Annotated in this window: 28 protein-coding genes and 2 pseudogenes; 8 read left to right on the top strand and 22 right to left on the bottom strand. The window is 36.8% G+C overall.

Translation table 11 applies throughout. From position 1 onward, the window contains the following. Positions 1-103: 103 nt before the first annotated feature. A pseudogene (locus NYE63_RS13465) lies at positions 104-228 on the top strand (transcriptional regulator); the annotation flags it as partial. 544 nt (positions 229-772) lie between these two features. Here NYE63_RS13465 and NYE63_RS13460 read toward each other — a convergent pair. Then, positions 773-1,279, bottom strand: coding sequence for a GNAT family N-acetyltransferase (locus NYE63_RS13460; protein ID WP_342605530.1), 507 nt, complete (start codon positions 1,277-1,279; stop codon positions 773-775). Between the two features lie 193 nt (positions 1,280-1,472). On the opposite strand from NYE63_RS13460, the gene NYE63_RS13455 reads away from it, so the two are divergent. After that, positions 1,473-2,225: an alpha/beta hydrolase gene (locus NYE63_RS13455; protein ID WP_342605529.1), complete on the top strand. Its 753-nt coding sequence runs from the start codon at positions 1,473-1,475 to the stop codon at positions 2,223-2,225. Between the two features lie 7 nt (positions 2,226-2,232). Beyond that, the gene (locus NYE63_RS13450) at positions 2,233-2,817 is read left to right on the top strand and encodes a TetR/AcrR family transcriptional regulator (protein WP_342605528.1); all 585 of its coding nucleotides are present in this window, start codon (positions 2,233-2,235) and stop codon (positions 2,815-2,817) included. A 403-nt stretch (positions 2,818-3,220) separates the two neighbouring features. Here the strand turns inward: NYE63_RS13450 and NYE63_RS13445 are convergent, their stop codons facing one another. From NYE63_RS13445 to NYE63_RS13425, 5 genes are all read right to left on the bottom strand, one after another. Further along, positions 3,221-4,825, bottom strand: a complete 1,605-nt coding sequence (locus NYE63_RS13445) for a phosphodiester glycosidase family protein (RefSeq protein ID WP_342605527.1) — start codon at positions 4,823-4,825, stop codon at positions 3,221-3,223. A gap of 722 nt (positions 4,826-5,547) precedes the next feature. Beyond that, entirely contained in the window at positions 5,548-5,841 is a 294-nt protein-coding gene (locus NYE63_RS13440; RefSeq protein ID WP_342605526.1) for a peptidoglycan-binding protein, read from the bottom strand. Beyond that, complete coding sequence (locus NYE63_RS13435; RefSeq protein ID WP_342605525.1) at positions 5,838-6,515, bottom strand: M15 family metallopeptidase; 678 nt, start codon at positions 6,513-6,515, stop codon at positions 5,838-5,840. The genes NYE63_RS13440 and NYE63_RS13435 overlap by 4 nt, the downstream gene beginning before the upstream one ends. A gap of 177 nt (positions 6,516-6,692) precedes the next feature. Then, entirely contained in the window at positions 6,693-6,893 is a 201-nt protein-coding gene (locus NYE63_RS13430) for a hypothetical protein (protein WP_342605524.1), read from the bottom strand. 529 nt (positions 6,894-7,422) lie between these two features. Next, positions 7,423-7,893 carry a helix-turn-helix domain-containing protein gene (locus NYE63_RS13425; protein WP_342605523.1) on the bottom strand — a complete coding sequence of 157 codons (471 nt, stop codon included), beginning with the start codon at positions 7,891-7,893 and terminating at the stop codon, positions 7,423-7,425. 350 nt (positions 7,894-8,243) lie between these two features. Between NYE63_RS13425 and NYE63_RS13420 the strand changes: the two genes are divergently transcribed. From NYE63_RS13420 to NYE63_RS13410, 3 genes are all read left to right on the top strand, one after another. Next, positions 8,244-9,083: an alpha/beta hydrolase gene (locus NYE63_RS13420; protein ID WP_342605522.1), complete on the top strand. Its 840-nt coding sequence runs from the start codon at positions 8,244-8,246 to the stop codon at positions 9,081-9,083. Positions 9,084-9,089: 6 nt separating this feature from the next. Further along, positions 9,090-10,301, top strand: coding sequence for a SpoIIE family protein phosphatase (locus NYE63_RS13415; protein WP_342605521.1), 1,212 nt, complete (start codon positions 9,090-9,092; stop codon positions 10,299-10,301). Between the two features lie 404 nt (positions 10,302-10,705). Beyond that, positions 10,706-10,951 carry a hypothetical protein gene (locus NYE63_RS13410; protein ID WP_342605520.1) on the top strand — a complete coding sequence of 82 codons (246 nt, stop codon included), beginning with the start codon at positions 10,706-10,708 and terminating at the stop codon, positions 10,949-10,951. Positions 10,952-11,330: 379 nt separating this feature from the next. Here NYE63_RS13410 and NYE63_RS13405 read toward each other — a convergent pair whose 3' ends face one another. The 9 genes and pseudogenes from NYE63_RS13405 to NYE63_RS13365 form a co-directional block, all read right to left on the bottom strand. Beyond that, on the bottom strand, positions 11,331-11,834 hold the full coding sequence (locus tag NYE63_RS13405; RefSeq protein WP_342605519.1) for a hypothetical protein: 504 nt from the start codon (positions 11,832-11,834) through the stop codon (positions 11,331-11,333). Beyond that, positions 11,758-12,045, bottom strand: coding sequence for a hypothetical protein (locus tag NYE63_RS13400; RefSeq protein WP_342605518.1), 288 nt, complete (start codon positions 12,043-12,045; stop codon positions 11,758-11,760). The genes NYE63_RS13405 and NYE63_RS13400 overlap by 77 nt, the downstream gene beginning before the upstream one ends. Positions 12,046-12,222: 177 nt before the next feature. Next, the gene (locus tag NYE63_RS13395; protein ID WP_342605757.1) at positions 12,223-12,462 is read right to left on the bottom strand and encodes an MFS transporter; all 240 of its coding nucleotides are present in this window, start codon (positions 12,460-12,462) and stop codon (positions 12,223-12,225) included. Between the two features lie 228 nt (positions 12,463-12,690). Beyond that, a complete protein-coding gene (locus NYE63_RS13390) occupies positions 12,691-13,080 on the bottom strand; it encodes a tautomerase family protein (RefSeq protein ID WP_342605517.1) in 390 nt (129 codons plus the stop codon). Between the two features lie 135 nt (positions 13,081-13,215). Then, positions 13,216-13,325, bottom strand: a pseudogene (gene glpX / locus NYE63_RS13385) (fructose-bisphosphatase class II); the annotation flags it as partial. Positions 13,326-13,432: 107 nt separating this feature from the next. Then, the gene (locus tag NYE63_RS13380) at positions 13,433-14,338 is read right to left on the bottom strand and encodes an AraC family transcriptional regulator (RefSeq protein ID WP_342605756.1); all 906 of its coding nucleotides are present in this window, start codon (positions 14,336-14,338) and stop codon (positions 13,433-13,435) included. Positions 14,339-15,382: 1,044 nt separating this feature from the next. After that, positions 15,383-16,792, bottom strand: a complete 1,410-nt coding sequence (locus tag NYE63_RS13375) for a sugar porter family MFS transporter (RefSeq protein WP_342605755.1) — start codon at positions 16,790-16,792, stop codon at positions 15,383-15,385. Between the two features lie 443 nt (positions 16,793-17,235). After that, positions 17,236-18,450 (bottom strand): Gfo/Idh/MocA family oxidoreductase, encoded by a 1,215-nt coding sequence (locus NYE63_RS13370; protein WP_342605516.1) that lies wholly within the window; start codon positions 18,448-18,450, stop codon positions 17,236-17,238. 134 nt (positions 18,451-18,584) lie between these two features. Next, the gene (locus NYE63_RS13365; RefSeq protein ID WP_342605515.1) at positions 18,585-19,526 is read right to left on the bottom strand and encodes a sugar phosphate isomerase/epimerase; all 942 of its coding nucleotides are present in this window, start codon (positions 19,524-19,526) and stop codon (positions 18,585-18,587) included. 878 nt (positions 19,527-20,404) lie between these two features. On the opposite strand from NYE63_RS13365, the gene NYE63_RS13360 reads away from it, so the two are divergent. Then, on the top strand, positions 20,405-21,319 hold the full coding sequence (locus tag NYE63_RS13360; RefSeq protein ID WP_342605514.1) for an iron-hydroxamate ABC transporter substrate-binding protein: 915 nt from the start codon (positions 20,405-20,407) through the stop codon (positions 21,317-21,319). Between the two features lie 117 nt (positions 21,320-21,436). On the opposite strand, the gene NYE63_RS13355 is transcribed toward NYE63_RS13360, so the two are convergent. From NYE63_RS13355 to NYE63_RS13330, 6 genes are all read right to left on the bottom strand, one after another. After that, entirely contained in the window at positions 21,437-21,589 is a 153-nt protein-coding gene (locus NYE63_RS13355; protein WP_148358221.1) for an immunity protein YezG family protein, read from the bottom strand. A gap of 85 nt (positions 21,590-21,674) precedes the next feature. Next, complete coding sequence (locus NYE63_RS13350; protein ID WP_342605513.1) at positions 21,675-22,181, bottom strand: Imm6 family immunity protein; 507 nt, start codon at positions 22,179-22,181, stop codon at positions 21,675-21,677. A 13-nt stretch (positions 22,182-22,194) separates the two neighbouring features. Continuing rightward, positions 22,195-24,177 (bottom strand): T7SS effector LXG polymorphic toxin, encoded by a 1,983-nt coding sequence (locus NYE63_RS13345; RefSeq protein ID WP_342605512.1) that lies wholly within the window; start codon positions 24,175-24,177, stop codon positions 22,195-22,197. Beyond that, a complete protein-coding gene (locus NYE63_RS13340; RefSeq protein ID WP_342605511.1) occupies positions 24,174-24,464 on the bottom strand; it encodes a YwqI/YxiC family protein in 291 nt (96 codons plus the stop codon). The genes NYE63_RS13345 and NYE63_RS13340 overlap by 4 nt, the downstream gene beginning before the upstream one ends. Next, positions 24,464-24,892 carry a DUF5082 family protein gene (locus NYE63_RS13335; protein WP_283902511.1) on the bottom strand — a complete coding sequence of 143 codons (429 nt, stop codon included), beginning with the start codon at positions 24,890-24,892 and terminating at the stop codon, positions 24,464-24,466. The genes NYE63_RS13340 and NYE63_RS13335 overlap by 1 nt, the downstream gene beginning before the upstream one ends. A 240-nt stretch (positions 24,893-25,132) precedes the next feature. Further along, the gene (locus tag NYE63_RS13330) at positions 25,133-25,381 is read right to left on the bottom strand and encodes a hypothetical protein (RefSeq protein WP_342605510.1); all 249 of its coding nucleotides are present in this window, start codon (positions 25,379-25,381) and stop codon (positions 25,133-25,135) included. Between the two features lie 345 nt (positions 25,382-25,726). Here NYE63_RS13330 and NYE63_RS13325 point away from each other — a divergent pair, with 345 nt between their 5' ends. Further along, the gene (locus tag NYE63_RS13325; RefSeq protein WP_230161702.1) at positions 25,727-26,131 is read left to right on the top strand and encodes a hypothetical protein; all 405 of its coding nucleotides are present in this window, start codon (positions 25,727-25,729) and stop codon (positions 26,129-26,131) included. A gap of 161 nt (positions 26,132-26,292) precedes the next feature. On the opposite strand, the gene NYE63_RS13320 is transcribed toward NYE63_RS13325, so the two are convergent. Continuing rightward, positions 26,293-26,586: a hypothetical protein gene (locus NYE63_RS13320; RefSeq protein ID WP_283902509.1), complete on the bottom strand. Its 294-nt coding sequence runs from the start codon at positions 26,584-26,586 to the stop codon at positions 26,293-26,295. Between the last annotated feature and the right edge of the window lie 63 nt (positions 26,587-26,649).

Raw genomic sequence — 26,649 nt, 5'->3', positions numbered from 1 at the left:
AAAACGTGTTCATTATACAACATTTTTTGCTCATCACAAAGATAGCCTAAAAAAACCTGTGTAGATGTAAAGATGAAGCCTTCCGAATTACGAAAAAGGGGAAATGGTAAATGAATTATGGGTTATTAATCAAAATGGACAATTGCTGATAGTCTTGAAGTTGCAGAAATGGTTGGGAAACGTCAAGACCATTTAATTAGAGGTATTAAAGGATACGTAAAGGTTTTAGAGGAGTCCTTCAGCAACTAACCCTTTTCATTTCTGATAAGCTTTCACAGCTGCTTTCGTTTCCTCACTTAATATCTCTATCATCAGCTTCGTTTTTTCACGCACGCTGAATACGCCCTACATCTTTTCCTTTTGATCCACTTTTAATCACTTTACCTGGATAAGGTACAATAGCAGCATTAGAGGTGTTATTATCAGAACCACTTGCCATTGTAGCAAGTTGATTCACTAGGTACACGATCTTTCGTTACTTCGAAATGCAGCATAACAGAACTAAATTTCCACTCACCTCCCCAAGTAATACCTATTTTCTAAGCGATTGTACTAGCTTTTTTTAACCTTGCAATATCATATAAATCTTTCGGCTTATTAACCGAATATCTAACGCTAAACGGCTAGTATGACGACTTAATTAGTCGATGCTATACGTCATTGTCGTTTTCGCCCTTAAATGATTAACTTCTGGTATGTCATTATTTTGTTATTCTACAAACAAAAAACAATCTCCTTATGTTAAGGTGATTGTTTTTCGTTTTGATATTATTCATTCGATAGATAGTCGATACGCCTTCACAATGATACCATCATCGGCAGGTTGGAAGTCGAATTGCGGCAATCGTACAAAGCCCATACGTTCATACAATCGCATAGCAGTTTTCATAAAATCTGCGGTATGTAAGCCGATGTACTGTGAACCGTTTACTTTTGTTCGACGAATGCATTCTTGGATTAATGCCTCAGCCACACCCTTTTGTCGTGCCTGTGGTGTGACTGCAAGCATTCTTATCTCAGGATAATCTAACATGTCAACAAGCCCTTTGTAGGCATCTGATTTCGCTGGAAACAAAGCTACACTACCTACCACTTCTCCATCAAATTCAGCAACTAGAAGTTCAACATCTCGCTGTTCATCGGCATCTGAAGATATAGCTTTCTTCAGAGCATCCCAATGCCCTTCAGGAATGCTTTGAGCATGTTCTTCGTAGGCCTTCACTCTCTGTTCACGAATCATTTCTACTTCATAAAATAAAGCCTTTCGAATTTTTACCATTTAATCCACCACTCCTCTTATTCGGCTACACCTTTAAATTATACTCTCTATGTTTATTAGTCCAATAGAATATATGCGGAATAGAAAAAAATATCTTAAGTCATTCAAAATTAAATTACGTTTTCCATTGACTAAACGTTCATTCAATAATAAAATAATACTGAAAATTCTGTAAAAAAATGGAGGGGTTGCATTGGATTTACATTTCGAGATTACTGGCAAGGGTCACCCTGTTGTTCTTATTCATGGTGGTGGGGCTGATTTGAGGCAATGGACATTTTTAGCATCTCTTATATCCAAGAATTACAAAGTAGTTGCTTTTGATGGCCGTGGTGCCGGTAAATCACCATCCCCTTTAAAGCATGCAAACTATGTTGACGATGTACTGGCACTAATGGATTACCTAGAACTTGATCAGGCAACGATTATAGGCCATTCCATGGGCGGGCAGATTGCAACTGATTTCGCTCTTAATTACCCTGAAAGAGTTTCGAAACTTGTATTAATTGCTCCTTCTTTGACCGGTTTTCCCTATTCAAAAGAGTTTGAACAATATCATAACAAAATATTGGAAATCGCCCCCAATATAGATAAGATGTTAGAGCTTGCCCTTCATTCACCAACATATCAAGTTGTTCTTAATAGTCCGCACAAAGATCTCACTGTTCAAATGCTCAGCCATCATTTCGGGCGCATGCTTAAGTGGCCAGCTGATTTCTGCATGAAATGGCCTCAGCCGCCAGCAATGGAACGATTAGGAGAATTGAAACCCGAAACTTTATTTTTTATCGGTAAAAAGGACTTGGCAGATAATTTTCGAGTTGCCGATTGTTTCCGTAAGGTTCCAAACATCAGCTTCATCGAAATAGAGAATGCCGATCATATGCTGCCCCTCACCCATTCTGAAGATTTATATCAAGAAATCACTGCTTTTATGGAGGATTGAAGTTAAAATGCCACGTACACCCGAAGAGAATGACCGAATTCGCCAAGCATCCAAAGAAAAAATTCGTGCTGCAGCCATGGAGTTATTTATGAAACAAGGATATTACGCTACTTCTATAAGCGATATAGCCAAGAAGGCGGGTATTTCGAAAGGGTTACTCTATAACTATTACAAAGGAAAAGAAGAGCTGCTTGCTGAAATGGTCGAGGCTAGAATCAAGGAAGTGGTTGAAGTCATGGAAGAAGCATTCACCTTAAATACACCTCGTGAACAGCTTGAACATATAATCAATGGTGCCATTGATAATATCCTCAAAAAACCGGAAGTCCATCGGTTCTATCTACACCTGCAAACTCAGCCAGAGGCTGATGGTGAGTTGATAAAATACAGTCATCTCATAATTGAAGAAAATGCTAGACAATTTGAGTTTCAATGTAAACTATTTGAAAGCTTGGGGGAAAAAGAACCAAGGAAACGATCGTTATATTTTTCATCTGTGCTACAAGGTATCATGTTAATGATTTCTACCTATCAACAGGGATTTCCGGTAGAAGCAATAAGGAACCAGATTATAAGGGAGTTTTGTAACTAGTCTACCTTTTAATAGGGCATATCTTGAATAAATTTTTATATGGACCTTCCACCATCGGACGCTAAAACGGAGTTAAAGAGTTCGTCATTGAAGTGAACCCCAAAAATTAGACACTTTATAGGGCGTGAACCCGGTGGTTGAAACCTCTTTTCTTTCTTTATTATGACCTCTCTCGGTTTTTAATTGGAAGTATTCAAATGAATGCGTAGATCAATCGATGTTCTCCACCCCATTCGGATGGCAAATGAAAATCTGGAGGTTCACCGAGGAAAGAACATTTTCTTCTAAAATCAATAAAGAGGCTGACCCCAAATCATGTTTCAGTAATTTTAGGGCAGCCTTCTTAAAGTTAATTTCTAAAATAACTGAAGACGTTAATCTCTAACTCCTTAACGCCCATCTATTATTCTACTAACAATATTCCATCGGCAATCGGGCGTTCACCTGCTGCATCAGATGGTCTTGTGACTCGGTCATCCCCAACTGTCATGGTCGTCGATCCGCCCCCGTCAAGATTGATGGCATCGACGGCTCCTAATGCTTTCATGACTTTCGCACTTTCTTCAAAATTAGCCCCCACACTCCATCCAGGTGCGCGCCCATCGATCGTGACAAATAATAGATTGCCATTCTCCTTGATTCCTGCAAGCGTTCTAGGATTACGACGTTCCCCAAAACGATAATAAAACCCAGGATCTTCTTCCCAGTGAAAACCTTCCTCTACGGCATTAATGGAAATTTCTCCGTTTTCCAATAATCGAGGACCTCCATTAATCATGCTGGTGGTTTGATCTAATTTTATTTGCTTTCCATCCCCGGTGATTTCACTCTTCACTTGAATCTTCATCCCTTGTTGGGCATGGTCACGAAGCCACTCTGCTGCCTCCCCCGTTCCCGCAAGAACAAAACCACTGCTTGGAATGACTCCTCCACGATGGTTACGAATTTCCACCACTTTTCCGGCATGATTTACTACCACTTCCACACCGTCGCCCGATACTGTCTTTTCTCCAAATACGGACGTATATTGGATAAGCTCACTTTCATCCTTACAAGTAAAATCATGTTTCGGCAGTTCTGTTGTCGTATCTCCTCCAACACCGCCACAATTGCGGATTAATCCTGGCTTCCGATTTAATCCATCCACTTCCCTAACCGTACCATCAGTTGAAGTTGCCTGAATTAACGTGGAAACAGAAGCAATGTTTGCTTTCTCTTCAACAGAAGATAAAATCAGAGCTGAACGGCTATTAATCGCTTCACTGACAAGGTGACCATTGCTGGCGAATATACCGGCAAGATCGCCTGTTGTTCCATCCTTCTCTCCTATAACAAAGTATCCAGCATTAACTCCAGCAAGGGCATCATTTCTGTCTACCATTTGGGTCAATGTTTCTTTCCCTGTCACTGCATCATTTGCTAATTCAGGCACCACATGCCCTTTAAATCGATCCTGATCCACTTCAAGGACATTTACTACCCATGGTCCTTTTGTTTTCTCTCCATCTTCACCCGTATACACAGTTCGCAGACCCGAATATCCCTTTTCCGATAACTTGTTTCTCATTTCGGTTGCATCCGCTTCCACCTGATATTGGCCGATGCGAACAATGTATCCAAGTGGACTTTTTTTCCTGTCATCCAAGGCCCGATCCGGTTCTTTTATGATACGAGCAGTTTTGAAACCATCCTTCTTTAAATTTCCCAACAATTTCTTTGCCTGCTTCTGTGTTTCTACAAATGCCACATCCACTGTGTAAAAGTCTTTAGAAGATATTTCACCACGATTGATTTTGGTATACGTCACTCCTGGTGCTGGATTCATAGAAGTTCTTTTCTCATTCAAATTAGGTGTTCCCAGCGGAAGCACATGATTTTTCATCTGTACTTGTGAATGAACATTCAATTCTGCTTGAACTGGAGTTTCTGGAATGGCATTTACAATCATCACAGATGCTAGACTAATAGAGGCGATAGGCAAAATTGGCATTTTCCATATTTTTTTCATTTTTTTCCTCCAATAAAGTTATGTCCTACTTTAACTTTATTGGAGGAGTGTGTTGGAAAATTAAAAATACTATTATATTTCAGTCAATTTTAAGTGAACAAAAATGAGCATAAATACTCGATAAATATTACAATTCACATTTGTGAAAGGCCGAGTTTTGGATATTTTCTCTTAGTACTTTGTAAATCAACATTTACTTTTAACAAAGCCTTACCTTGCTTTGCTACTTAATCAGTGGATATTATAAGATATCAGGCGGGATTATCACTTTGGAGGTGAAATTTATGGCGATAAAAAAGAACTTGTTGTTAATACCAACCATTTTGTCGGTTATCAATGTGATCTGCCTTACTTCATTCCTCATTGGATTTAGTATTACGAATTACCCCATTTCAAGGATTTTAACTGATCTTGGCTTGCTATGCCCATTGATCGCAATCTTATCATTCCTCTATTTAGTGATAAAAGTCAAAGGAATAAAACATTCAGCATTAAAGTACTTACATTTCGTAAATGCGGTTACATTTCTTGTCCCGATATGTATTCTTACTTTTCTTATACTTCGATTCTTAAACGATTGGGATATTTACTTTTAAAAAAACTGCTATTTTAAAAAACATTTTTATTCATAAAAAAAAGCCCTCATTTTTCAAGGCTTTTTTTAAGGCTTTTTTGCTAAACTAATTGCATTTAAGCATTATAGTTCTATTCCAATATATATATCATCTAAATAATTTTGCAAAAGTATTTTCACCTGCAGTACCATCTGCAGATATTCCCTTAGTCCTTTGAAATGCCTTCACCGCTATTTCCGTTCCGCTTCCAAAGATGCCATCTATGCCATGTGGATTTTGTCCTTCCAAATAATGTGCAGCTTGAAGGATATAGGTGATATTCCCTTTCGCCCCTTCCCTAACATTAGGTGAAGCCGCTTTTGTTTGGGGTCCCCATATTCCATCAATATTATTCTTTGCACCATATTGTTTATTCAGTTCGGTTTGAAAACCATTTATCAAAGCTTTTTTTGTATTAGGACCATAATATAATAACCATCAACATCTATTTTTGCATAATACCGGCTATTTAATGTCCTTTGAATGGACTTGATAGTCTGATTGCCGCTGTCCTTTGCAGGCGTATCTTTTACAATCACATCCGATTCGACTTGTGTTGCTGGTGGGATGGTTCCATTCACTTTTGATATCAGTCTAGGTTTTGTTCCCGCTTTTAACTGAGAATAAGTTAGTCCGCCCGTCATATCCAAGTGCGGATAATCTTTTAAGCTTGACCAATCCCCTCCCCATACAAAGCCCAAGGATTTACCAATAGCCGCTACCCGTTTCCATTTTGCATCAACTGTCCATACGGCATTCTTTCCATCATCGCTGACTATGAAATAATCAATGGCTAGTCCATAGTTATGGTAAGATTGACCTGGCATCGCGTTGGTCACTCTTGGTTTCGATAAATCACTATAGTTTTTACCCTCGTAGATATAACCTAGGCGACCTTGACCATATAACTTTGCTTGCTCTTCCATAGACCGATAACCTGCGCTGATTTGGACAAAAATGCCTTCTTGGTATGCCCGTTTAACCATTTCCAATGCTGATTCTTTGACGACTGGATGAATTCCGCTCCCCATATTCTTTTCCGAACGTTCAAATAAAGTTTCTAATTTAACTGTCAATTTTATCACCTCCTATTATGTTATGGTACTTATTAGGAAATGCTTGTACACCTACCTTGACGTTACAAAAAACGCCCTTTTATGTTGACCTAGTATGGGTTCATCATTCATATATTTCTGGTAAATTAACAAAAGCACAACCCTTAATGGGATTGTGCTTTTGTTCTCTTATAAAGGCTAATTTTGATTTTCTTTATCTTTACCAATAACTCTTATCAATTCATCCAGCTTTTCATTTCTTTCTTGATCTAATCTTGTCTTTGCATTGATGAATTTTATTATCTTGATTATGAAATAAACACTTAAAACAATAAGTCCCAGATAAAACAAAATCGGTATGATTGCAAAAAGCCCTATTAAACTGCTGGCTTGGTCCATGAATAATCCCCCTAATGTAAAATATAGTATTATTATACAGGGAAAACCAAGAATGCGTCCGATATCAATATATTTAAATTGCGCAATATTGTAATTTTTTTGCGCAAAGAACCTGAAGCTAGCAACATTTTAATAGCTCCAATTAGACATTAGAAAATTTTTAAAGATAGGGTAAAACAATATTGAAGGATTTGAGCAGAAAAAGGGAGATGTTTAAGGTACCCATTATAAAAATCCCTATTTTATCTATTCAAATATAGACATAAAATAGGGTTTATATATTTTTAAAATTTTTTGTTGCGTTTCTATCATGATTATAAATTGGATTAAAGAGCTACACATAATCAGTCAATAGTCTTCTATATTCCACTTATTTCTACTCTCTACAATATGTTTTCTAAAAAGAATTTACACTTTAGAACCGTTAAACGAAAAACATCATTGGCCATATATTTCTTATCAATCTAATCAAAAAAATCCCGCGTAGATCCCCTATACATAATCCCTTATTAATTAGGCTTTCCAAAGGCTAATTATCAAGGAACGTTGTCGACCTTTTCCTGGTATAAGAAGTTCGTGTATACGTAAGACTAAGAGTTTTCAAGAGTCTTGAAACTCCACGAAGTGTATACTTCTCCCCCCATTCCAGTTCAATATACTTCGACACTAAGGAAAGGGTCCAATTGTATGTTGTAGAAATCCCAAAATCATTGGGAGTTTGATAAGTGATTACTTGAACAAGTTCTTGCTTCTGTTTGTCTGTTAGCTTGTATGGTGCACCAGGAGAGTGTCCCATTTTCAAACCATCAATACCGCCTTTTCTATAAGCATTGATGTAAGAGGAGATGGTTTTAAGACTGCGCAGGGTGATGTCACTGATTTCTTTTTGCTTGTAAACCTTTATGTAAAGGTAAATAGTTTGATAACGTTCAAACGCCCGACGGTCACTGGATCCCCTCATGGCTTCCATTACATGTGAAATTTCACTTTGGTTATTCAAAGGTAACATCCCTTCGATTCGATTTTATTGATTTTATACCCAAAATATTGAAAAATAAACCCTTAATTCGCTAAGCAGCCAGGATAAGTAATACCTCTCCAAGATCCTGGATTATATTGAAGGCTACTTTATTCCCGTTTTAGAATATTCAACCAATCCAGTTTCATTCAATTTTTTAGGGGTGACAGAACTTTTAAGGTAAATAGATGCTAAGACAATTTTCTGTTCAAGAAAATCTTGGTGTAGTATAAGATAAGTTCTCCCGATTTAGTACTAAAGTGTAATTCTTTAATTCGAATAAGGTTAGTGTTAACATATAGTAAGTATATCTTCTAATGAAGGAGCTAATTATGAATCCCAATATATTATTACGTAATAATGTAAAGTTTAATGGAAGTGGTACACGACCAATGATATTTGCCCCAGGTTTTGGTTGTGATCAAAATGTCTGGCAATCAGTTGCAAAAGACTTCGAAGATGAATACCAAATTATCCTATTTGACTATGTTGGGTCAGGTAATTCAGATATACAGGCATATGACGTGGAAAGATACAGTACTCTTGATGGGTATGCACAAGACGTACTTGATGTTTGTTCCGCATTAGACCTAAAAGATGCTATATTTGTTGGACACTCAGTTGGATGTGTGATTGGCATGCTGGCATCAATTAAACATCCTGAATATTTTTCTAAACTTGTTCTGGTTGGTCCTTCCCCTTGCTACCTGAATCTCCCTAATGATTATTACGGAGGATTCGAGAAAGAACAACTTTTAGGATTGATTGATATGATGGACAAAAATTATATAGGCTGGGCAACCGCCTTTGCGGGAACGGTAATGAATAATCCAGATCGCCCAGAGCTTAAACGGGAGCTAGAGAATCGTTTTTGTTCTACTGATCCTATTATCGCTCGACAATTTGCGGAGGCTACCTTTTTTGCAGACAACCGTAAAGACTTAGCAAAAGTAAAAGTACCATCACTCATTTTGCAATGTTCTAAAGATGTTATTGCTCCGTCAGCAGTGGGTGAATATATTCATAAGCATCTTCCTGATAGTACATTGAAAATGATGAAAGCAACAGGACACTGTCCACATATGAGTCATCCTGAAGAGACGATTTATCTAATCCGTCAGTATTTGGATGAATTTCCGATAAACGATTTACAGAAAGGGATAGGTGTGTGAATTTTTGTGAATGAACAATTAAATGAGGCACCCTGCGGATATTTGACTTTGTCAGAAGAAAATACTATTTTATCCGTAAACCAAACCTTACTTAAAATATTGGGGTATAATCTCGATCAATTGAAAGGGCAGCATATTAATTTTATCCTTTCGGCTTCTGCAATACTCTTTCATCAGCTTTATCTGGTTCCTCTGATTAAGTTAGAAAATCACATTGAGGAAATATATATATCCTTAAAGTCTGTAGATGATGGAGAAATACCTGTGTTACTCAACGCTGTTCGACGAGAGCGAGATGGAAGAACTATTATTGAGTGTGTTGTGATTCCAATGCGAAAAAGAAACGAATTAGAAAATGAGCTTCTTATTGCGAAAAAAGAGGCAGTGACAGCTCTAAATGCTAGGAATCAGGCTTATTCTGATTTAGAGAATACTCATGAAACGATGAAAATACAACAGGATAAACTTATTGAATTGAACGAAAAAAACGAAAAATACAAAGTAAATACAGAAATAGAAATGGATCTGGCCAAAAAAATCCAAGAGACACTATTAACTGTTCCTATTATTAATGAACATCTTGAAATTCAAGCGTATTATAAAGGCTCCAATCAATTATCTGGTGATCTTTATGGATTTTACCAAATTGACGACCAACGGTATGGCCTTATCCTACTTGATGTGATGGGGCACGGGCTTTCTTCAGCTCTAATAACCATGTCACTTCATTCCATATTTCAGAGATTAATTTTAAAAGGTTCTGAAGTGAGAACTGTGATGAAGGAATTAGATGATCATCTTCATAGTTTATTCAAAAACACAAGTGAATCTTCGCATTATTGCACAGCCGTCTACCTTTTAATCGATACTGATAAGAGAGAAATTAACTATATCAATGCAGGACATCCTTCTGTTCTTTTACAGGATATTAACGGAAAACAATATCACTTGCGTTCTAATCGGCCTCCACTCGGGATGTTTGAAGATATGATTTTTAAAACAAATACCCTTACATACGATAAGGACAGTAAGCTGTGCCTTTATACAGATGGAGTTGAAGAACCTCTAGGTTCAGACCATTTATGCTCATTGTTAAAGACCTATTCGGCTGCCCCTTTATCTACACTTAAAGAGGAAATTATACAAGCGCTTAGAAATGAAGAGGACACTGACCAACGTAAAGATGACCAATGTCTTATTTTAGTTAAACTAAAATAAGACATTGGGGTTGTGCTATCCGAACATAAACTAATACAGATTACTGTTAAATTTCTAGGGATTAACTTAAGTTCAATAAACTTTTATTATTCTATATCCCTTGCTTTACATCATTAATTTTAAATCTCTTTAGAGAGCCTTAATGGATCCAGCATTGGAATAAAATAAAACAAATGAGAAGCTATCATATTATGGGTAGCTTCATTTTTTTACGCAAAATAATTATTAAAAATTATGTAATATAAATAATAAATTGACAGCGTCCGATCCAAATATCATCCAACTCCCAGCACACTTCGCCAATCCATAACCAGCTTTCGATTAATTTTTATTCCCTTTGCTACATTTCACTTCCAATTATTTCCATATTATAATAAAATTATTAAAAAGGAGGGGGGATGCAAATGAACGAAGGTAGAGATCCATTCGTTTCTTCACTCGCTTCTCATTTAAACATGCGGCTTACTCGTTTGGCAGAAGAAAGGGATATGCCACTGGAAAGATTGTTCGATAAATCCATCGAATTGCTACTTGAATTTATGGAAGACAATGAATTGATCAATGACAATGTTAAGTTAAACAATGTCGAAGCGATTAATAAAAATAATGAAATCATTCAGCAAAGCAGGCTGATCCTTAAGGAAGACTAGCTTAAAAACACTCAGCCATTACGGTTGAGTGTTTTTTCATCTTTATATATTTTCAGCGCACTTTCCACTAATATATCCCACTCTGATCTGCAACTGTATGTCCAAATAAAAAAGGCAGCCACTAGGACTGCCTCTGTAGAACAACTTTTTTACAGTTGCTTCATTCTTTTAGTGATTAACTAAAAACGGCGCTTGTTTTTTTTGCATTTACATTTACATTTACAACGCTTTCCAGGAAACCATACTGTACTTGGGTCATTGTTCTCAAAACATTTTTCTTCATAACAACAATTTAGCTCCATCCTAACACCCTCCTTACTATTGTATATGCATAGACTGATGGATGGTGTGGACAAGTTGCTAAAAGTTTAGAAGTGAATCATTTTCCATGATTCTGGACAATTTCCAATGTATGTGGAAGCAAACTGAAATCTCCCCAAGTTTTGTGGCCAGGAATAACGATTTTCGCGTCTTTATAAACATACATTAAATTCTTCATCGTATTTGGCCAAGCTTCCATGTTAGCTTCATCAATGATCCCGGAATTCTTTTGTTCCAGTGCGAAGATCATATCACCAAATAATAAGTTATACTTTGGAAGCCATATTGACATGTTATCAGAAGTATGGGCTTCTCCGGGGAAGTATATTTCGATTTTCATATTTCCAACTTTTAAAGAAGATGCCATTGACTCTAGTGAAGGATCAGGCATAGGATTGTTGAACTCTTTTGCCATTATTGCAGTTTCAGGAGTACTTATTGTTTTTAATTTTTGATCGAATAATGCCTGTATACCCCCAATTCTATCATATTTGTGGTGAGTTATTATAGCCAGCTTGACAGGTTTTTCGAATTCCTTTTGAAGTATTAAGAACCAGACCATTCGCACCGACCTTATTACCTTGGATTTCTGTATATGTTGTATGAACCCATACATCCTTTTTTATTTGAGTTAAGACTACTGATCCATCTTCACTGGTTATTACCGTTCGTTTTGAATTGTTCACATGAGCTGAAACCGATGTCGAAATGTTTAGTAATAAAAGACAAAAACCTGCTAACACGATTAAAAATCCTTTTTTTAACTTTTTCATATAATTCTTCCTTTCTATACTATATTTATAGAATTATAGAAACTTCCAAATTTTAGTTCAAATATATATGTCGTTTTGTTAATCGCTAAGCAACAGCTCCTCTGCACATAGTTGAGGAGCTGTTGTAGATATTCTCTTTAGCTTGTGTTTCTTGGATTTTCTGCTTTTAGCCGGTTTTCAAAATTGTTCGATTTCCTCTAGCGTCTTGTTTTTGGTCTCGGGGATTATTTTCCCAACGAAGATGAAGCAAATCACATTAATCGCAGCGAATATCCTGAAAGTTTTTAAGTTGACTAGCCCATTAAGTAATATAGGCGTGAATTGGCCAACTGCCCAATTCGATTCCCATAAGAACATCAAAGTAGTGAGCCCTACTGCCCGAGCCCTTAAATGGTTTGAAAAAACTTCCGGTATCATAGTCCATGGTAGGACCCGTCGATATGCAAAATGCACCAATGAAACCCATTATTAAAATAAAAGACCTAAAATAACACCCTCCTTGTCCAATTTGTTATATCAGCTTGTACAAAATGGTGAAGGCACCTCTCATATTGAGAGGTGCCTTTCTCTTCAGTCATTTATATCGTTCATTAGAGAATATTTAAATGCTCTTCGTCCGAGGCAAAGGATTTAAGAGAATATCATTTATAATTTACCATTTAAAAATTGGGCTTCCCCTAGTCCAAAACTCCAATCAGCATCCCCATTGGTAACAATTGAAACCATAATATCATTTGGTTCTATTCCACAATTTTCTCCCAACTCTTGAACCAAAACTTTATAAAAATATTGCTTCTGCTCTTCCCTTCTTTGCTTACTAGTTACACTTATTACTACTAAGTTCTTACTTCTCTCAAAACCTAACCCGGTATCTTCTATTATTAATTCATGAGCTGGATGCTGATGAACTATTTGATATCGATCCTTTTCGGGTACATCGAAAGCTTTAACAACTGCCCGGTGAGCAGCATCCAGTAGAGTTCTTAAAGAATTCTTATCTCGCCCTTCGATTAAATCAAATCTGATTAATGGCATTATAAATACCCTCCATAGTTAATATTTTATTACGTTACGCTGGTGCTGGCATAAATAGGATTAGGATTACTTTAGATTTAGAACTTTTTAGTATCTACTCTAAACGTTACTTTTTAATACTAAGTCAGGCTTTTTTTAAAAAAAACTATGTTTCCCCTCGATAAATCGAACAGTACTGGATTTCGCACGCATTACTATTTAACGTGTTGACCCCGTGTATCCTTTAAAAGGAACCCTCTTATTACATCTTTTGGCCCCATTGCACGGACAATTCGAGTATCTGTTGTCTCTTGGCCATTAAAAAGGTGAAACATTCCTGTTAATTTTCCTTTATTAGAATTATGGTTCTATACTAGAGTAATTGTTTTTGCACCTGCCCTTCTGTATAGGTAGTTGCTTTTAAGTCTATATAGAGAGAGCGAAAACGCCCAGGAGAAGAACCCATTGCAGAAGTAAAAACACGAGTAAAATAGTGAATATTTTTAAAGCCGGTTTCTTCCGAAATATCTTTAATGGATAAATCTGTTGTTTTGAGTAAGGTCGCAGCTCTCTGTATTCTCTCATTTTGAACAAACTCCGAGTAACTTACACCTGATTCCAAGACAAATATTCGAGACAAGTGCCGACCGGATATATGCAAATGACTTGCTGCATCAGTAAGTTTTAAAGGCTGTGTCAAATTATCCTTAATATACAATTTCGCTATATTAAAGAGTGAAGAAGCAGTTTTAGGAAAGGTATGTTGATTATCATTATGTGAATGAGAAACAAAAGTTTGCACTAACGAAAGAATGAGGGAATAAGCCAAATTTTTTAGCATTTCTTCGAAAAAAGCTTGCTCGGTCTTTGTCGCTTGGATAAGCAGGGATTTCCAAATTAGTGCAGCCATCATATCCTTATCTTCTTTTAAATTCATAATCACTTCAGGACATTGCTTAGTCTCCTCCATGATTTTTATCCATTCGTCACTTGATTCCGATTCTATCAATTCAAACGCAACATAGAGGAGCGATAGTCCGCTTTCACTTTTTATTTGGTGCAATACATCTGGTTTTGAAAAAAAAATGGTGTCTTTTTGTAACGGATAGGTACAATCATCATCTATATACTCCCCTTCCCCATCCACTACAAAACACACTTCAAAAAAGGAGTGTTTATGAAGAAGATTATCATAATGAGTTGGCATGACCCCCCAATAGTGAACATAAAAAGAAGCTCCATTGTGCGCTAAACGATGAACATATTGATTCAAAGCCATTTTTCCCGCTGTATATTCATTTAGATTCAAAAAAAGTCCCCCTGTTTTAAGTTGAAAAAGGATTTATTATGTAGAAGATTGTTTGCTGCCTGATTAATACCTTAATAGATTCTTTCTCTTGCCTAACAAACATAATACATGTAGGGATTTCTCCGAATACCATATACCAGGCAACAATTAAAAGATTACTACTGGATTGATTGATAACTATCTAAAATGGCTTCTTTCATCCGTTTACTTCATTTTTTCTTTTTATTCATATTCGTAATGGCAAAGCCGATTATTTTAATTGTTTTAAAATTCAGAAATCAAAAGATATACAATTGGTTTACATTAGTTCACCTTATAAGGATAGGATATGCTAAACTTACTTTCTATTCTCATATGAAAAAATCTGGGTTTTTATAAATACTAATAACCTTATAATAATTCAGGTAAAGAACTTTTAAAAGTCCTCTTCTCCAAATATAATATTTCTCTAAGATTAAAAATGGGAGGAAGTCTTCTCGCGGTGTTAATTCGATATATTTTGTCAGCCTAGTTCTGCAACAAATCCCCATTTTAGGATCTAGTACAATTTTCTTTTTTATTACTGGAAATCTCATTTACAAATACAGGACAATAGATTTTAACCAATGTTATTTTATAAAGTCACCTTTTTATATTTTTAAAATATATGTATTCACTCGGCATCTTCACCATTAGTTTTTATTAAAGGCGTTGCTTATTACTGAAATCCAAATGAAACGCTTTATATAGTTACAGACTTAACCAATAATTTTTTGCTTACACTTATAATTGTAAGCAAAGATATAGTAAGCGTATTTGTTTTATGAAGACTTATTTTTATACTTTAAAGACATTTTTCATATAACCCTCGAAACTTTCAAGAAAGGAACAAAAAGAAATAGTCTTATCATTACGGATAAGACTATGGAATAAGTTAAAAAAAGCATATTTATTCCGAAATTTCTATATGTTATTAAAACAAATTATTATAAATTGAATTTCGGATTAAACATAACAACCGTTAATTCTGATTCATCAGCTTACTCTTTTAAAGTTAGCCTCTATTTGTTCTAATGATAGTCCTCTAGTCTCTGGCAAGAATTTAGCTACAAATATTATTCCCACAATACCAAACATTGCAAATAGGAAAAATGTTCCTGAAAGTCCGATGCCGTCCATAAGAACAGGGAAGAATACTCCTACTATAAAGTTTGAAATCCATAAAAAAAACACAGCCATTCCCATACCAATACCACGTAATCGAACAGGGAATATTTCAGCAAGTATTAACCATACCATTGGGCCGATAGCTCCTTGGAAAAAGGCTAAATATACTACCGTCATGGATAATACTACATATGGCAACATTGGAGATCCATTAAGCATTAGAGTAGAAATACCAATCGTAATAAGTGCAACCGTCACCCCTGTTAAGCCTGTTAGTATCATTGGCCTTCTGTTCACTTTATTCAGCAGAGACATACCAACAATGACTGCAACTACTGCAATTAATCCATTTGCTACGTTTGCAATTAATGCTGTTTTTGTTCCAAAACCAGAGTTTTCAAGAATTTGTGTTCCATAGTACATAATAGAGTTTATACCTACTAATTGTGATATAGATCCAATAAAAATACCAAGAATCACAATACGTCGAATCCAAGGTGTCCTTAAATCTTTGAAGCTCATTAATTCTATTTTTTTCTCTTTTGAAATATAGGCTTTAATTTCCTTCAACTCTTGTTGAGCGATACTTTCACTTCGAATCTGTTGTAGTATTTTCAATGCTTCAGCCATTTTTCCTTTTGACGCTAACCATCGAGGACTTTCAGGTAAAATAAGTACTCCAATCCAAAGTGCTATTGCTGGTAATGTCGCAATCACCAACATATAACGCCATGCATGTCCCGCATCCCCAAAAACATTTCCAATTACTGCATTACATATATAAGCCAAAAATTGCCCAGTAACAATCATCAATTCATTTTGAGTAACCAAAACACCACGCCTGTCCGAAGGAGCTATTTCAGCAAGATATGATGGGATTACTACAGAAGCACCTCCGACAGCAAGCCCCAATAGAAAACGGAAAACAACCATTATAGTTGTACTTGGTGCTATTACACAACCAACTGTAGAAAAGAAAAATAACATTGCAAGGTACAAAATAACCTTCCTACGCCCTTTATTATCCGATAAGCGTCCACTAAATATTGAACCAAAAGCTGCACCTAGTATTAATGAACTTGCTACTAACCCTTCAGTGAAAGGATTTAAGTTTAATTGGTCAGGTCTAGCCATAAATGGAAGTGCTCCATTAATAACACCTGTATCATATCCGAATAATAGCCCCCCAAAAGTTGATACGATGGTGACTAATTTTAGAAACTTTTTCGGGTCCTTCTTCTGGTCAGGTTCCGTGTTAACGGAATGATCATCAGACAACTTGATGTTTTCCACGTTAAATTCCCCCTTTGCTAATTGTATGCATTTAAAAAAAGTGCTTAACCGTTTAGTTCCTTGGTAAAGGAAACATCACCTATTAACAAAGATAAATAGAATAAATTCTCACATCACCCATAAGCATATTGTAAATTCAAAGCCACTTTTTCAAATTCTGAGTTTTTTGAAGCGCTTACATTATTTTCTCTATGAATGACACTCTCTAATTATTCATCCAAAGATCCATGAAGTTATAAGCGGTGCTTATAAAGCTTAACCATGTTTGTTTTTCTGATAATCAAGAGTTACTGCTTACAACGAACGAATTTTATATATTTTTTTCAAGAATTCCGATTTCAGATTCCATGGAATTGGCTTACACAGCCAATCCCACGAGTTTGGTAAGGACTCTTATACTTTTCAATCTATTTTAATGCTGCCTAAATTTAAATACTTTTTCCCACTAACAAAGTTTCTTTATTACTCTCAAAATCCACCCAAACTGCTCCCTGATCTGCAGAACGGACACAATTTTCAATCCAGCGAACGCCTTCAAGTCCCGCATTAATATCTGGATAAACAAGTGTATCCAATGTTTCTTGATCCCCACGTATTTTCGCATCAATCGCAATCGCAAATTTCAGATAAATGTTTGCCCATGACTCTGAAAGCCCTTCCTGGTGTAAAGCACCTAAACGCTCATCCTCGTTACACCTTTCATCTAAGTAAGGCATCGCTCGAATCAACGTTTGGATCGGTTGCCCTTGCACTTCATATCGTAATTCATTTGGCTTGCTGTCCCACCATTCTAAGCTTGCTTTTGAACCAACGATGCGAATACGATGTCCATCCATGCAACCTGCATCGACAGAAGATGTCCAAAGTCTTCCTACAGCTCCATTTTCAAAGTGCATTAAAACGTAAGCATTGTCCTCTAACGGTGCACGACTGCTGATAAAGCTCTGACGATCACATAATAACTTTTTAATTTTCATATTCGGCAGAATTAACTGTGACATATAGTATGTGTGTGTAGATAAATCACCTAACACATAGCTTGGTCCTGCAACTTTAGGATCCACGCGCCACTTTTGTGCAGCATTCATTTTGTCTCCATCATCAGTGGCATTAAACCCATGAGTATACTGTAAATCGACTAATCGCACATCACCGATTTCTCCCTTTTCAACCATAGCCCGCATTTGAAGTAACAGCTGGTTACCTGAGAATCCATATGTTACACCCACGATTTTTCCTTTTTCCTCAGCTAGTGCCTTAATTTCTAGAACCTCTTCAGTGGTAAAAAACAATGGTTTTTCACAAATGACATGTAAACCAGCTAGTAATGCAGCCTTACAAATTTCGTAATGAGTACCATTAGGAGTTGCAATTGAAACAACCTCAAGATAATCTTCACGCTTTGCTTCCTCTGCAAACATCGTTTTATAATCTGGATAGCAGCGTTCTTCAGCAACACCAATGTTCACACCAAAGTCTTTTCCTCTAGCAGGATCTATATCAAATGCCCCGGCTACCAATTGAAAAGCTGTGTTATCTCTAAGTGCCCCGATTCGATGTTTATAACCAACCTGTCCAAGTCGTCCTCCGCCAACCATACCCCAGCGCAACGGTCTTGCAATTTTCTTCTCTCCATTTATCATAGTAATATTCCTCACTTTCAAATATTTTTTAATTTGAATGATCCTTCTTATAAATAGCCGGAAGTAAATATTGTTTACGCAATATTCCAAAAATTATAGCCGCTATAGCATTTGAAGCCATTCATTTGTTTAAACTAAAAGCTAAGTGTTTGTTTTAAAGCATCAATTGACGTTCTTACCCCTGCTTCTACTGACATGGTCAGATCTTCCATTTCCAAAGAAACTTCCGCATCATATCCCATCATCTTAACCACGGAGAAAAACTCTTTCCACCATTGCAAATCTTGTCCACAACCTACCGCTACATAATTCCAGGCTCTATTCGCTACATCCGTAACTTCTTTTGTTTCCAGCACACCGTTAATACCTGATAAATGTCTCTCGAGGCGAACATCTTTACCATGAACATGATGAATAGCTTCTCCTAATTCTCTAGCTGCCAAAATGGGATCCGCTCCCATCCATATTAGATGACTTGGATCTAAATTTAAGCCTACGATGGGTCCAACTGCTTCACGTAATCTAAATAATGTTTCAGGGTTATATACCAATTGGGAACTAAAGTTTTCAAGTGCAATCTTTTCAATACCACATTCTTCAGCTTTAATAACTAGTTCTTTCCAATACGGAATCCCTACCTCATTCCATTGATAATCTAAAATATCTTTTAGAACCGGGGGCCAACTTACAGTGTAAGTAATCCAGTTAGGAATTTTATCTTCTGGGCTTCCTGCCGGCAGTCCACTCATCATAATTATCTTGTTTATGCCTAATAACTTCGCTAATTGAAATGTTTTATTTGTAACTTCCCGATGTTCTTTGCCAAGTTCACCCGGATCTAAGGGATTTCCAGAACAATTTAAAGCACACAGTTTAATATTGCGGTTTTCTAATGCGGTTAAAAATTCATTTCTTTTATTTTGACTTTCTAATAGTTCATCTAATCTCAAATGAGGCGCTGGAGACCATCCACCAGTCGTCATTTCAACCGTATCGACCCCCATTTCACTAATAACATCAAGCATTTCCTCAAATGGTAAGTGTCCCAAACTATCTGTTACATAAGATAATTTCATTCTCGTATCCTCCTAAAGATTTAATGAATGTACTTTTATACAATTCAAGTCATTTTTTATTTTTTGGAATAGCAAATCACTTCTTACAATAAGTGATAGAAACCAACTCCCTTCCAGGGTGAGATATAGCAATAGCATTGGATTATACTAAATTGTGTTTCTAGTTTAAAATTCTTTGAAAAAACTTTTTTACATTATTAATTACAGGACATACATTTTAACCAATGTTTTTTTAGAAAACTCTTTTTATTACTTTAAAATTATGTTTTCAAATTACTCGGCATCTTCACTACTATGAAAGTTGTCACTTAATGCTTGAATCTCACAACATGAAAACGCTTTATATTAGCCTGAAATTTAACTAATAGTTACTTACCTACATTTGTAATTATAAGACAATATTTAGTAACCGTATTTGTTTTATGAGGACTGATTTTTATACTTTAAAGACATTTTTTATGGCTGAACACTTAAAACTCTCAACGGCTTCTTTTAAAAATCCTATAAATTGATCCAATTCTTCTAGTATGCCTATTGAAAGTGGTTCTGATCTATCAAAAATCCCTGAGCTTACCTTGCCTCTCTTCCTTGGCTACTTTTTTAAGACCAAATACCGGATAGTTTTATTCCTTCATTAATATATCAGTGACCATATTCCTTAAAAGTGTCATAGCTTCTCCAACTAGCCTCAAACATGTTTCTACAAGTAGGGTGACAGTTTGATTCACGTAGTTTAGCAATCTTCCGAAAGTTATTGACAATGATTATCATTCCTATTAACATGTTGTTGTAGTCATTGAAAATGAATATCATTATTAATTAGATACTTTTTTGATATGTTTTTAACCTACACTATAATTAGTAAGGAGAAAATCAGAATGAAAAAGCTATTCATACCCTTCCTGCTCTTGTTTGTACTTATTCTTAGTGCTTGCGGGAACAAAGAGACAGCGAACGAAAATAATGCATCCAAGACTAAAAAAGAAACAATAACGTATCAATCAGAAACAGGTCCTGTAGAAATTCCTAAAAACCCAAAAAGAATAATTGCTCTCTCTAATGGACCTAATGTATTGGCTTTAGAAGGTAATGTCGTCGGGATAGATCAATGGACCAATATGAACCCCCTTTTTAAAGAAAAACTAAAGGGAGTCGAAGTCGTATCAGAAGATAACCTGGAGAAAATCATTGAACTGGAACCGGACCTTATCATAGCAGGATCCGAGATGAAAAATATTGCAAAGCTAAATGAAATTGCTCCAACTGTAGTATTCACTTGGGGGAAATTAGATTATTTATCACAGCAAATAGAAATCGGAAAACTCTTAAATAAAGAAAAGGAAGCAAAAGAATGGGTTAATGATTTCAAAACGCGTGCAGCATCCGCAGGAAAAGCGATACGTGCAAAAATTGGTGAAGATGCAACCGTTTCTGTGATTGAAAATGATGCTAAAGAGTTTTATGTATTCGGAAATAATTATGCACGTGGAACAGAAATATTGTATCAAGCAATGGATTTGAAAATGCCTGAAAAAGTAAAAGAAAAAGCACTTAAATCCGGCATTTATGTCCTCTCATCGGAAGTGCTTCCTGAGTATACTGGAGATTATATTATCTTTAGTAAAAACCCGGATGTGGTTAATTCATTTGTGGAGACCGACACATGGAAAAATATACCTGCAGTTAAGAACGATCGTATATTTGAAATAAATAGTAAAGCATCCACATACAGTGACCCAATCACTCTAGAGCATCTTCTAGAATTTTTCGAAAAATCATTTCTTAACAAATAGTATGCAAAGCAGGAATTCTTTAAATAAGAATTCCTGTTTTCTTTTTTTTTCAACAGACAAAAGACCTTAACTTTTGCGTTAAGGTCATACTAAAGAACGAGCTTTTCTTGCCCTACATCATTCTTTCTTAAGGTATTCTTCTAAAATACTCTTATCATATTCAGATTCAGGTAAAAGACCCAATCGAGTATATTCCCAAATAATCCTTCTTTCGTGATCATCTGCATTGGATATATCCTCATATTCATAGTTAACCCATCCGCTAACAATTTACATAACCTACTTTGTTGTTTTATAAGCGCGTGAAAAACAAGAACTTAAAGGGAAAAAGCTGAACAGCCTTTTGTATAATTACTTATTCAATGCTAGATAAAATTTGTTTTCTTATATTTGCATCAATTTTATTATTTGAATAATTATCTTGTAAACTATCAATTAAACGATAGATCATTTCATCCGTTCCATGGTTAATTTCTAAGAAATTATTTATGAAATGATGGAATAGATCTTCATCCACTGATTCTATTGGAGCAGGTAAATATTTTTCCCCTTGCTCAATGTAAGCTTTCCAATTAGCAAAAGCAATTGCATCAATAATGCAGTTCCAAGCCTTGATCTTTAATTCGTTCTCCTCAAATTGCATTAGAATGAATAGACCTGTTTCATCAGCATTATCTAAAAATTGATAGATAGTATCTCCAGAAATGTTTTTGTTTTCAACCCATCTCCAGCATAAGTCAATTGCTTCTACTGCATCTTTATACCCAGAAGAGTTCGAAAGCATGCCAATAACTTTTTCAGACAAAGTTAAAAGAAATGCTACCTGTAAATCAGCGTTCATTTCATTAATTTTTTCTATCACAAACTTTTCCTCCTTATTCAATCAAAACTCCATTTTTCAAAATAAAGGATAATTTCCCAGCAGGTTTAACCCCCTCTACTGTCTCAGAAGATAACTTTATCGTTAACTCAGGGTACCTTTTACTTAGTTGCATGAATATTCCTGGTTTAACATTTGGATTAACAATTCCTTGTATACAAGTTGTACAGGCACCTTTTGGATTAGATTGATGTAAATTTAATGTACCGGTAACCTCTTCTGCCTTCAATCCTACTCTTTCAACCTCCAAAATGAATTCATTAATTACACCCTCCTCAGCATGTCTAGTAGATAAAGGATGGGAAGAAGGTGACTTAATTGGCCTATTGGGCATTACTGTATCTAAATCAGGTAAACCTGCTTCTTTTCTTACTTTAGGTGAGCCACCCTCAAATATTTTACCTTCTAAACCTTTTACATCTGTTTTTCCAATAGCAATTGTTTGAGTTTCAGGAACACCTAGTTTTATTCTAAGAGTTTCCAAATCCTCTTTCCCAATGTTAATACCCGGTTTACTTCCAGTTCCATTTGAAACCTTACCACCATCACTCTTCACCGCAAACTTCTGCACGATATCCTTAATCGTCGTTTTATCAAATGTGACATGTTTATAGTTGTTTCCATACGCCGTAGCTAATTCTTCGACCCTAATCCGGAGAGGTACTTCCACCTTGCCGATTTCCCTGCCGAAGGCTTGAACCTTCTGAACCTGCTTTTGGGCAAATTCCTTACTGTAAGGAATGAACTTTGTACCACTCGCTACTTTATCGGCGACCTTGGCTGCACCTGCCACTCCGCCTATTCCGAGTGCCATCAACAGGCCGTTCTGGCGCTGTTCCTCGGTCAGCTGGTTGCCGAACATGTCTTTGCCAGTGACTGCTTCACCGAGGCCGTTGGCTGCGAGGAGTCCGTATATCCCGTATTCGGTTTTCTGGATGAGGCTAAAGCCTTTTGTCGTTTTATAGGCATCTAGCGCGTGGTTCGTTGCGTTGAGTCCTTTAGCGGTTTTGTAGATGGCGCTGCCGCCTTTGATGGCCCGGCCGGCCCAGCCGACGACGGGGATGAATCCAGCGGCGGCCATGGCGCCTGCGGCGATTCGTTCGGCATCGGACAGCTTGCGGCCGGTTACTGGATCGACTCCGGTTGAGGCCCTGATTGAATCATAATATCCCGTGAATTCCCCTGTAAAGGTTTTTGTCGTATCCCAGGCTTTTTCGTACCATGGGCGGTTTTCGAGTTCTTCCATTTCTTGTTCGATTTTCCAGGCTTCGGCTTGCTGCTTTTTGAAGGTTTGATAGTCTTTCATCTGACCGGCGACTTCATCCTTCACTTGATAGACGTCACTATTCTTGAAGGCCGATTGGTTAAACGTCATCGGCGAAACGTTGCCGTCCTGTTTGGTGGCATCAAGCAAGGCACGGAAGAGGCCAACGGCCACGTTTTCCTGCCCGACGGACACATCATATTCCTCGACCAATTGCCGGTCCACATTCTCAAGCTTTGTCACGGTGTCATCCAGTCTATGCCCGGCCAGCGTGATTTTTTCATTAAAGTCTTTTTGGTCGAACATATCAAGAGGCAGGATATCGTCAATGCTGTCGAGAATCCTTTGAAGATCGTTCGCTTGTTCATCGACAAGCGACTTCGCTTGGTTGATGCCGTTCGAGACTTCCCCATCTAAAAAGGGAACCTCGACCAGCGTATTTCCGGAGAGGTCCGCCTCTTCCAGACTGGTCGGAATGCCTTCCAAAAAACTGATCTGGGTCGTGAATAGTTCCATCCAGGCGTCCGCCACCTCGATTTGCGCTTCATAGAAGCTTTTGATGGCAGCGGCACCAGCTCCTTGAAACTCGTTATCCAAGCCGACGATGCCCTGAAATTCCTTTTTCAGGGCTGCGACTTCCTTTTTTAGTTCTTCATATTGCTTGGCGCGCGACTTGGTTGCGCCCATCAATTTCTTGGCTTCATATATTTTCATCGCGTAGGGTACCCATGTGAAGACGCATGGGCGATGGCTTCATCCTGTTCTTTTAATAAGTCAATGTTGGCACGGGTATCTTCCACATTTTTCTGAACGATTTTAATATATTGCTCGAAGACCTTTTCCAGGTTCGTTTCCCGGTCGATCCATTTCGAAGTGAATTCCAATTTATTGCTGCCAAGCTCGCCTGCCGGCAAATTTCCAAGCGTGACTGTACCAAGTGCCGTCTTCACCTGATCGACTTGCTTCATTACGGCAGGATGATTCAGTTTGATTGTCGTCATTAAAACAACCGCCTTTTTAAATCTGAAATTTTACTTTCCAGCTGCTCAAATGCCTCTTCGCCTTTGCTCAAAAGGGAATCGGCTTCTTGGGCAATATTCCCCGCTATGCTCAGAAGCGTATTCTCGGCATTCAGCTTTGTAATCATCGCCTCGATTTTCCATTGGTAATCGTCATAATCGTCATGAATGATACTAAACATCACATTATAGGCATCATGACGGGCTTCCTGAAATTGATCCGAGCGATTCCCTGTCCAGCTGCCACCTAGCTCAGGGTCTTTTATTTTCCTAATCTCGTTTAAGCACATGCTTTGCTCTTTTATAATATCGTTCTTCGCATTTTCTAAACGTTCAATTTTCACATGTAAATCAGCTTTTTTACTGGAGATAGCAGAGTGTATATTACTCAAAATATCTGCATAAACCATGAAACTCACCTCAGAAACAGTATAATCCTACACTAAATGTCATATTTTCCTATTTAATATTATAAGGATTATAGTCCGAGAGTTAAATAGGGAGAAATATGCTATTTTGTCAGTTGAAAGAGAAGATTGGCATAAAAAAGTTCCTACATACCATATTCTTTATACCCGCCATTTTACCATTTTTAAACAAGTGAGCAGAATATCATCTCATTGGATTCTCTATAAAAATTTCCAACCAGTTCATTCAAACTGCCCATGACTGTATCTGCTCAACAAATCATCCCGAACAAATTCCCTGCAAGTGGAAGATAAATGTGACCGTTCGGGATGAATCAAATCTCCAAAAGGCAAATCACCGACAAATTTAACTTCGCCTTCAAAATCTTGTCCTGATTCAGCATCAAAACCGTTTACTTTCACAAAACAGGTTTTATGTCCGGTTTTCATAAAATCAATTACTGTTAACACATGATTATGTACATTATTCATCCTTTTTTCCTCCAACCATGAAATCTTTAAGTAAAGATATTTTTTACTAGCATTAATAAAGGAACCAATTAAAACAATCATGGCTTAGATTGCTAAGGTGTTAAAACATTGGAAATAGGCACTCCTACTTTTCTTGATTCTCTTATACTTTATTTTTTTATGTATTTTGTACAATCTACCCTTATTTAGCTGACGTTGCATGTACTGACTTCTTCATTCACTTATGTTTTTTCCCCAGCGTGTCTATGATTTCATATTACTTCCATCGAAGGTCAGTCTGGCCCCCCACCCCACTTCTAAATAGATTTATAACCTGCTATAATCTAATGATTGGAGGTGTGAAAAATGAAAGAAATCATCCAGATATTAGCTGAAATCGTCAATAATCTTCACGATTTCATCCTATTCTTTGTGAGTGACACATTAAATTCAAATGCAACGGACAAAGATTTGCATTTTTGGATAATGGGAATCATCGGTATCATCATATTTTTGTTCGTGTTAATTTTATCTAATTTAATTTCCCGGATGCGTTTTGGGATAACGATACTCTCTTTCCTTTATACCTTTACAGTCATGGTTGTATTAGTATTTGCCATTGAAATACAGCAAGCCCTTACCAGCAGGGGGAATATGGAGTTTCAAGATGCGGCGGTAGGCCTTTGGGGGTTCATCGTATTTTTCATGGTTTTTGCTGCACTATCATCCATTTTCCTTTTGGTGAAGAATTTTTTCAAGCAATCAAAATAAAGGTAACGATAGGTCACCTGCTTAAAACATTCCTAATGGCCTTTCAATAACTTTAAATTCGGATTTTGTATTGGCGGGAATGATAAACTCTCTGTAGCATCATCTTAAACCGGAAGGAAGGTTACAGAGAAGAAAATTTGATTCGGGGTAAATAAGCTCAATTACTTCGGTTCACTTTCATTGAATAAATCAATGCTAAACAGATTGAAAGAATCGTCGTCATTAATACGTTCCTGGTCATTCCCGGATATATCAGGACTATTTTCCCTGCGACGGCGATTTACTTCCCTTAATTCCGCTTCTAGAAATTCCGCTTGTTCGTGGGAAAGCTTGATCGTGATTTCATTATTTTGATCATCTGCAGCTTTCAAGAGGACATAACTATCCGCCGCATTACGTAAAGTCACATTACTTACTGTTAAGTTCATGTTCGCGAGTTCATATCTTGCCTTCATAAAGTAAAAAGAACCTCCATCGGAAAATACCGGTTAAAATAATGTTTATTAAATATACTCTAC

It is taken from the genome of Peribacillus sp. FSL E2-0159 (genome assembly GCF_038643155.1).
Lineage (GTDB): Bacteria > Bacillota > Bacilli > Bacillales > DSM-1321 > Peribacillus > Peribacillus simplex.
The sequence above is the reverse complement of the archived record's forward strand: the minus strand, read 5'-3'. Positions and strand labels throughout refer to the sequence as shown.

Coding starts and splice junctions, on each gene's coding strand:
- NYE63_RS13330 (WP_342605510.1), bottom strand. CDS start 25,381: ATGAATAATGTACATAATCATGTGTTAACAGTAATTGATTTTATGAAA.
- NYE63_RS13370 (WP_342605516.1), bottom strand. CDS start 18,450: ATGATAAATGGAGAGAAGAAAATTGCAAGACCGTTGCGCTGGGGTATG.
- NYE63_RS13450 (WP_342605528.1), top strand. CDS start 2,233: ATGCCACGTACACCCGAAGAGAATGACCGAATTCGCCAAGCATCCAAA.
- NYE63_RS13325 (WP_230161702.1), top strand. CDS start 25,727: ATGAAAGAAATCATCCAGATATTAGCTGAAATCGTCAATAATCTTCAC.
- NYE63_RS13340 (WP_342605511.1), bottom strand. CDS start 24,464: ATGACGACAATCAAACTGAATCATCCTGCCGTAATGAAGCAAGTCGAT.
- NYE63_RS13410 (WP_342605520.1), top strand. CDS start 10,706: ATGAACGAAGGTAGAGATCCATTCGTTTCTTCACTCGCTTCTCATTTA.
- NYE63_RS13360 (WP_342605514.1), top strand. CDS start 20,405: ATGAAAAAGCTATTCATACCCTTCCTGCTCTTGTTTGTACTTATTCTT.
- NYE63_RS13395 (WP_342605757.1), bottom strand. CDS start 12,462: ATGATACCGGAAGTTTTTTCAAACCATTTAAGGGCTCGGGCAGTAGGG.
- NYE63_RS13430 (WP_342605524.1), bottom strand. CDS start 6,893: ATGGACCAAGCCAGCAGTTTAATAGGGCTTTTTGCAATCATACCGATT.
- NYE63_RS13460 (WP_342605530.1), bottom strand. CDS start 1,279: ATGGTAAAAATTCGAAAGGCTTTATTTTATGAAGTAGAAATGATTCGT.
- NYE63_RS13420 (WP_342605522.1), top strand. CDS start 8,244: ATGAATCCCAATATATTATTACGTAATAATGTAAAGTTTAATGGAAGT.
- NYE63_RS13400 (WP_342605518.1), bottom strand. CDS start 12,045: ATGAAAAAGTTAAAAAAAGGATTTTTAATCGTGTTAGCAGGTTTTTGT.
- NYE63_RS13380 (WP_342605756.1), bottom strand. CDS start 14,338: ATGGCTTTGAATCAATATGTTCATCGTTTAGCGCACAATGGAGCTTCT.
- NYE63_RS13390 (WP_342605517.1), bottom strand. CDS start 13,080: ATGCCATTAATCAGATTTGATTTAATCGAAGGGCGAGATAAGAATTCT.
- NYE63_RS13320 (WP_283902509.1), bottom strand. CDS start 26,586: ATGAAGGCAAGATATGAACTCGCGAACATGAACTTAACAGTAAGTAAT.
- NYE63_RS13345 (WP_342605512.1), bottom strand. CDS start 24,177: ATGAAAATATATGAAGCCAAGAAATTGATGGGCGCAACCAAGTCGCGC.
- NYE63_RS13335 (WP_283902511.1), bottom strand. CDS start 24,892: ATGGTTTATGCAGATATTTTGAGTAATATACACTCTGCTATCTCCAGT.
- NYE63_RS13405 (WP_342605519.1), bottom strand. CDS start 11,834: ATGGTCTGGTTCTTAATACTTCAAAAGGAATTCGAAAAACCTGTCAAG.
- NYE63_RS13365 (WP_342605515.1), bottom strand. CDS start 19,526: ATGAAATTATCTTATGTAACAGATAGTTTGGGACACTTACCATTTGAG.
- NYE63_RS13445 (WP_342605527.1), bottom strand. CDS start 4,825: ATGAAAAAAATATGGAAAATGCCAATTTTGCCTATCGCCTCTATTAGT.